Here is a 6,302-nt window from a genome sequence, read left to right as displayed (position 1 = left end):
CCAATGGATGAAACCGACCACGGTTTGACGCCACGAATCGCAGATTTGAAAGTGAACAGGAAAGTCAATGAAATCAACGATCTACCAACACCACCTCCGCGCCAGTGCTAGCTTTTCGTACCGTCACTTATTGCACTGAAAACGAGGAGACCCCGTTTCGCGCTGCACAAAGCCTTGCAACGGCTCGTGCGCGAGGCCCTCGCTGACGTCCACGCGGTCCACGCGCGCGGCCGGCGGGCCGTCGTGCGCCCAGTCGATCAGGGCCTGCACGGCGTCGGCCGGGCCGCTGGCCAGGGCCTCGACGCTGCCGTCGAGCCGGTTGCGCACCCAGCCCTGCAGGCCCAGGCGCTGGGCGGTCTGGATGGTGGTGTGGCGGTAGTACACGCCCTGCACCAGGCCGTGGATGCGCAGGTGGCGGGTGATGGTGGAAGCAGAAGACATGGCGGTGGTAGCGGGCCGCCCGCGCGCGGCGCGGGGGCATGGCGGGAAAACCCGTAACTCTACCCCGCACCGTGGCATGCTGCAGGCATGGCTGCTCTCGCCAAGGCCCTGCCCACCATCGACCCCGCGCGCTGCACGGGCTGCGGCTGGTGCGTGGCGGCCTGCCCGCCGCACGTGCTGTCGCTGCAGGTGCTGGGCGATGGCCGCTGGGGCCCCAAGCGCGCGGCGCTACACGATGCGCCTGGCTGCACGGGCTGCGCCCTGTGCGCCGTGCGCTGCCCGTTCGATGCCATCCGCATGGTGCGGCGCGAAGCCGTTTAAGTATCAATAAGGCCTTTAACCCTTGCGGGGCAAGCGCTAGCAGCTATTGAATCAGGAGCACTCAAACGCCGCCGCAAGGGCCTGCGCATCGCACAGCAGGGTGGGCTGGGCGTCGCCCTCGCCCAGGGCAAGGGCGCGCAGGCCGGGCAATGCGCAGCGCGCGGCCAGCACCGCCGGCAGGGGGTGGATGCAGGCCGTGGGCACGTGCACCAGTTCCACCGGGCCGCGCACGGTCAGTTCGGCCAGGCCCTGCGGCAGGGCGATGGACAGGCACTGCAATGGCACGCCGGGCACCGGGCTGCCCACAGGCAGCGGGGCAATGTCCAGCGCCTGCGCGCCGGGCGCGGCCAAGCGCGCACCCCGCACATGCCGCGCCTCGATGCCGACGCGCCAGGGCCCACTGGCAAAGCGCACGATCTCCAGCACCGCGCCACCATCCCTGGCCAGGGCGCTTTCCATCTCAGTTATCCATGGCGCTGCGCGCCTCCCACGGCCCATGAAACCGGCGCGGCCCAAGCGCGGGCAGCCGAGCAAGGGCCGCCCCGCAGCGAGGGCTGCGTCCCCCTCCCGGAGTGCGCAGCGCGAACGAGAGAGGGGGAAGGCGCCGAAGGCGACTCAGGGGGGGGCTTCACTTCAGCCATGGCCGGGCATCACCCGGTCAGCCCTTCGGCGTAGCCGGCCAGCAAGCGCTCCAGGTCGAGCAGGCTGACGGGCTGATCCTGGAAGTGCACTACCCCCAGCACCAGGGTGCGCAGGGGCTCGCCCAGCGTGGCCGGTGGCGGCTGGATGCTGCTGTGTGCCACGTCAACCACGTCGATGATGCGATCGACGCGCAGGCCGCTCTCGATGCCCGCGCCGCTGCCGAGCATGATGGCGCTGTCCTGCCCGCTGGCGGGGGCGGGCAGCTGCAGCACGTCGTGCAGGCGAATGACGGTGGCGATGTCGCCGCGCACGTTGATGACGCCCTCGAGCGAGGGCGGGCAGCCGGGCACGAAGTGCACCACGGCCTGCGCCAGGATCTCGCGGATGTGCGTGCCGGGGAAGGCGAACCAGTGCGGCCCGAGCGCGAAGATGACGAGCTTGACCATGCGCTCGTCCACGTTGACCACCTCCTGGCGCGCGCCGTGGCGCTGGCGCAGGATCTGGTCGAGGGTTGGCGCGCCGCTCATTCGGCCACCACCACGCGGTTGCGGCCGCCGCGCTTGGCCCGGTACAGCGCCTTGTCGGCGGCCTCGCGCAGCAGCTCGTAGCGCTGGTACATGGGGTAGGCGGCCACGCCGGCGCTGAACGTGCAGTGGAAGCCGTGCTCGCCACTGTAGAAATCGACACGCGCGAAGTCCTCGCGCAGCGCGTCGATCAGGCGCGCGGCCTGCTGCGGGTCTGCGTTTTGCAGAATGACGGCGAACTCCTCGCCGCCGTAGCGGCCGATGATGTCGCTGGCGCGCAGGCGCTGCTGCAGCACGCGCGACAGCGCCATCAGCACCTGGTCGCCCGCCGGGTGGCCCCAGGTGTCGTTGACGGCCTTGAAGCCGTCGATGTCGATCATCACCAGGCTGAGCACGCCGCTGTCGCGCCGCGCCAGCGACAGGGCGTTCTCCAGCAGCTGCGTGGTCATGGTGTGGTTGAACAGGCCGGTCAGGCTGTCGCGCGCCATCAACCCGCGCAGCGTGCGCATGCGTTCGGCACGGATCATCACCGCCGCCACCAGCTCGTCGGGCACCACCGGCTTGGTGAGGAAGCCCTCGGCACCGATGCGCATGGCAGAGAACAGCTTGCGGCGGTCGGTCTCGGAGGTCAGGTAGACGATGGGCAGGCCGACATGGTCCGGCACCTGGCGGATGATGGCCGCCGCCTCGCGCCCGCCGCATTCGGGCATGTACATGTCCATGAGCACGATGTCGGGGCGGAACTGGTGCAGCGCCTCAAGAATGCGGGTCGGGTCGTGCACCTCGCAGGTAATCAGGCCCGCCTGCTGCAGCAAGATGGCGTGGTAGTGCGCCATGTCGGGCTCGTCATCCACGATGAGTACGCGGTAGGGCTCGTATTCCTGCTGGTGCGTCAGCCCATCGAGCGCGGCCACCAGCTCGTTGGCACGCACCGGCTTGACAAAATAGGCCTGACCGCCCGCACGCACCGCCCCCAGGCGGGCATTGAAGTCGTTGCGCGCCGAGACGAACACCGCCGCCACGGGCTCGCCGGTTTCCTCGCGCAGGGCCAGCAGTACGTCGATGCCGGCGCTGTGGCCCCGGGGGAAGTGGATGTCCATGACCACGGCGTCGGGCCGGCGCGCCAGCACCGCGTCGTGCAGCGCATCGGGGTCGGTGAAGCACACGGCCTCGTAGCCGAAGCAGGCCAGCTGCGCGGCGAGCTGCTCCAGCATCAGGGCCTCGTCGTCGCAGACGTACACCAGGCGCCCGGGCGTGGCCGGGGCGTTGCGGTCCACCGGGGCCAGGGCGAAACTGGGCAATTCGCCCACGGCCGCAGCCTGCGCGGCGGTGCCCAGCCCGGCGGCCAGCACGGCCAGCTCGTCCAGGCACTGCGCCAGCTGTGCGCGCCAGTCGGCAGGCAGGGCCTGGAGTGCGGCGCCCGGCGTACCGTCCGGGGCAACGTCCACCAGCGGCAGCAGCAGGTCTTCGCCACGCTCGGCGCAGGCGCCCAGCTCGGTCAGGCCGAACGAGCGGCCCGTGCCCTTGAGGTTGTGCAGCAGCCGGTGCAGGTGCGCGGCGGCTTCGCTACCGGCCTGTGCGCCAGCCAGGCTGTCGCAGAGCGCGCGCGCCTGCGCCACGCGTTCGGGCAGTTGTGCCAGGTAGGCCTGGCGCAGGCGGGCGATACGCTCGCGGGCCCCGGCAGCGGCGGCTGCAGCGGAAGGACGTTGCGTTTCCATGGCGTCAACCTCTCGCGTGGCGTGTCATGACCTCGCCGATGAGCGCAGGCAAGTGCTCTTCTAGCGTGAAATCCTTGGCCAGACAGGCATCCAGGCGCGGCTCTTGGGCCAGCAGGCCAGCGGGCTCGTCGCCGGTGAGCAGGATGAACGGCAGCAGACAACCCTGCGCGCGCAGTTCACGAAACAGATCGATGCCACTGACCAGGGGCATGTTCATGTCGCTGATGACGAGCGCGATGGAGCTGTCGGCGTTGAGCCGGCCAACGGCGTCCACGCCATCCTCGGCCAGCACGGCCTCATGGCCCATGCCTTCGAGCACCGCGGCGATCATTTCGCCGGCCAGTGCGTCATCGTCCACCACCAGTACCTTCATGATTGCGTTCTCAATCGTGCCGCCTCAGCCCAGCAGGGCGCGCAGCGTTTCCACCAGATTGTTCTGGTCAAAGTCGCCCTTGACGATGTAGGCGTCCGCGCCAACCTGCATGCCGCGCCGCTTGTCCTCTTCCTTCTCGCGCGAAGTGATGATGACGATGGGCGTGTCGCGGTACCTGTCTTCCTCGCGCAGCCGCGCCGTGAGGGTGAAACCGTCCATGTGCGGCATTTCCACGTCGGTCAGGATGGCGTCGAATTCGCCCTCCATGGCCTTGCGCAGGCCGTCCACACCGTCTTCGGCCAACGTGACATGGTAGCCGTAGGCCTGCAGCACATCCTTTTCGATTTCCCGTGTGTTCAGTGAGTCATCGACCACCAGCACGCGGTAGGGCGTGGTGCTGGCGTGCGCGGCGGCGCCCGCCTGCACGCCCTGGCCGCGCAGGCGCCGTGCCTGCTCCAGCAGCGCCGGGGCGTGCAGCACGTTGACCATTTCATTGCGCCCGGTGATGACCATGCCCGAGACCAGCGGCAGCTTGCGCAGGTGCGGCGGCAGGGGCTTGATGACCATGTCGCGCTCGTCGAGCAGGCCATCGACCTGCACGGCGATCTTCTCGCTGCGCACCTGCAGAACCACCAGCAGCAGGCCGGGGTGGCGCTCCTGCACGCCCGGGCCACCGGCAGGCGCCGCGGGCGCGGGCACGCGCAGCAGCTCGGCCAGGGGCACCACGGGCACGAATTCGTTGCGCACGATGACCACCTGGCGCTCGGCCACCTGCATCAGCGCCTGCGCGGGCACGCGCTGCAGCTCCACCACGTGCTGCGCCGTGAAGCCCCAGGGCAGGCCGTGGGCCTGCACCAGCAGCACGCGCATCATGGCCAGCGACATCGGCAGGCGCAGGGAGAACGTGGTGCCCTGGCCCGGGCGCGTCTCGATGCCCACCGCGCCCTGCAGTTCGTCCAGCACGGTCTGGCGCACCACGTCCATGCCCACGCCGCGGCCCGAGAGGTCGGTGATGATGCTGCTGGTGGAAAAACCGGGCAGGAAGATCAGGTCGATGGCTTCCTGGTCGGTCAGCGCTGCGGCCTTCTCGGCGCTGAGCAGGCCTTTCTTCACGGCCTTTTCACGCACCGCCGCCACCGGAATGCCGCCGCCGTCGTCGGCCACCTCGATGACCACCCAGCCGCCATCCTGGCGCGCCGACAGGCGCAGCCGCCCCTGCGCCGGCTTGACCGCAGCAGCGCGCGCGGCGGGCAGCTCGATACCGTGGTCGATGGCGTTGCGGATCAGGTGAATGATGGGGTCGGAGAGCTTGTCGATGAGCTGGCGGTCCAGCTCGATCTCGGTGCCGGCGATGCTGCACTCCACCTGCTTGCCCACCGAACGCGCCAGCTCGCGCACCAGGCGCGCGGCCGGCTCCAGCACGATGGCCAGGGGCAGCATGCGCATCAGCAGGGTCTTGTCGTGCAGCTCGTCCATGAGCGCTTCCTGCGCCTGCACGTCGTCCTTGAGCAGGCGCGCAAACTGGCGCAGGCCCTGCGCAGCGCCGTCGCCCAGGCTGGCGGCCACGCTGCGCTCCAGCGCGTGGATGTCGGCCAGGCGCTCGCGCATGCGGGCGTGGCTGGAGACGACTTCGCCCATGAGCTTGATGAGCTCGTCCAGCTTGGACAGGCGCACGCGCACCGTCTCGGCGGCCTGCAGCCGGGGTTCGGGCGCGGCCACGGCGGCGGGCGGTTCAGCGGATTCAATGGGTTCGGACGGGGCGGCAGACGGCGCCGGCGCCACGGGTGCAGACGCTGGCGCGGCGGGTGCCGTGGGCGCCTCCTCCCCGGGCGCTGCCGCGCCTGCGGCCTGGGCCAGCGCCTGGCACAGCGCGCGTCGGGCGCGGGCAGGCTGGCGCCATCGCCGTCCTGGGCCAGCCGGTCCACCAGGTCGGCCAGCTGGTCGAGCGCGCGGTACAGCAACTGGCCCAGCGGCGCGCTGTAGGCCAGGCTGCCCTCGCGCATGGCGCCCAGCACGTCTTCGAGGCGGTGGGCGATCTCGGTAATGGACGCCAGCCGCAGCATGCGCGACGACCCCTTGATGGTGTGGGCCGAGCGGAACAGCGCGTTGACCCCTTCCGGGTCAACATGTCCGGCGTCCAACGCCGCCAGCCCCTCGCCCAGCCGCGCCAGGTGGTCGCGCGCCTCCTCGACGAAGCGGCCCATGAATTTGCGGATGTCAATCGCCATGGCACGCCCCCGCGCGCGGCGTGGCCGTGCGTCTTTCAAGTAAAAATGGCCACAA

At 70.1% G+C, this 6,302-nt stretch carries 7 protein-coding genes and 1 pseudogene; 1 reads left to right on the top strand and 7 read right to left on the bottom strand.

The window, feature by feature from the left end; all coding sequences use genetic code 11:
• Positions 1-123: 123 nt before the first annotated feature.
• On the bottom strand, positions 124-441 hold the full coding sequence (locus BN2503_RS12430) for an acylphosphatase (protein WP_054256978.1): 318 nt from the start codon (positions 439-441) through the stop codon (positions 124-126).
• Positions 442-528: 87 nt separating this feature from the next.
• Between BN2503_RS12430 and BN2503_RS12425 the strand changes: the two genes are divergently transcribed.
• On the top strand, positions 529-762 hold the full coding sequence (locus BN2503_RS12425) for an ATP-binding protein (protein WP_054256977.1): 234 nt from the start codon (positions 529-531) through the stop codon (positions 760-762).
• A gap of 51 nt (positions 763-813) precedes the next feature.
• On the opposite strand, the gene BN2503_RS20065 is transcribed toward BN2503_RS12425, so the two are convergent.
• The 6 genes and pseudogenes from BN2503_RS20065 to BN2503_RS21360 form a co-directional block, all read right to left on the bottom strand.
• Positions 814-1,221: a hypothetical protein gene (locus tag BN2503_RS20065; protein WP_054256976.1), complete on the bottom strand. Its 408-nt coding sequence runs from the start codon at positions 1,219-1,221 to the stop codon at positions 814-816.
• 191 nt (positions 1,222-1,412) lie between these two features.
• Positions 1,413-1,931, bottom strand: a complete 519-nt coding sequence (locus tag BN2503_RS12415) for a chemotaxis protein CheW (protein ID WP_054256975.1) — start codon at positions 1,929-1,931, stop codon at positions 1,413-1,415.
• On the bottom strand, positions 1,928-3,646 hold the full coding sequence (locus tag BN2503_RS12410; protein WP_054256974.1) for a diguanylate cyclase: 1,719 nt from the start codon (positions 3,644-3,646) through the stop codon (positions 1,928-1,930). The genes BN2503_RS12415 and BN2503_RS12410 overlap by 4 nt, the downstream gene beginning before the upstream one ends.
• Before the next feature lie 4 nt (positions 3,647-3,650).
• Positions 3,651-4,019, bottom strand: a complete 369-nt coding sequence (locus tag BN2503_RS12405) for a response regulator (RefSeq protein WP_054256973.1) — start codon at positions 4,017-4,019, stop codon at positions 3,651-3,653.
• Positions 4,020-4,043: 24 nt separating this feature from the next.
• The gene (locus tag BN2503_RS12400) at positions 4,044-5,738 is read right to left on the bottom strand and encodes a hybrid sensor histidine kinase/response regulator (protein WP_199445255.1); all 1,695 of its coding nucleotides are present in this window, start codon (positions 5,736-5,738) and stop codon (positions 4,044-4,046) included.
• Between the two features lie 203 nt (positions 5,739-5,941).
• Positions 5,942-6,223: pseudogene (locus BN2503_RS21360) on the bottom strand (Hpt domain-containing protein); the annotation flags it as partial.
• Positions 6,224-6,302 lie beyond the last annotated feature (79 nt).

Source organism: Paenacidovorax caeni, from assembly GCF_001298675.1.
Lineage (GTDB): Bacteria > Pseudomonadota > Gammaproteobacteria > Burkholderiales > Burkholderiaceae_C > Paenacidovorax > Paenacidovorax caeni.
The sequence above is the reverse complement of the archived record's forward strand: the minus strand, read 5'-3'. Positions and strand labels throughout refer to the sequence as shown.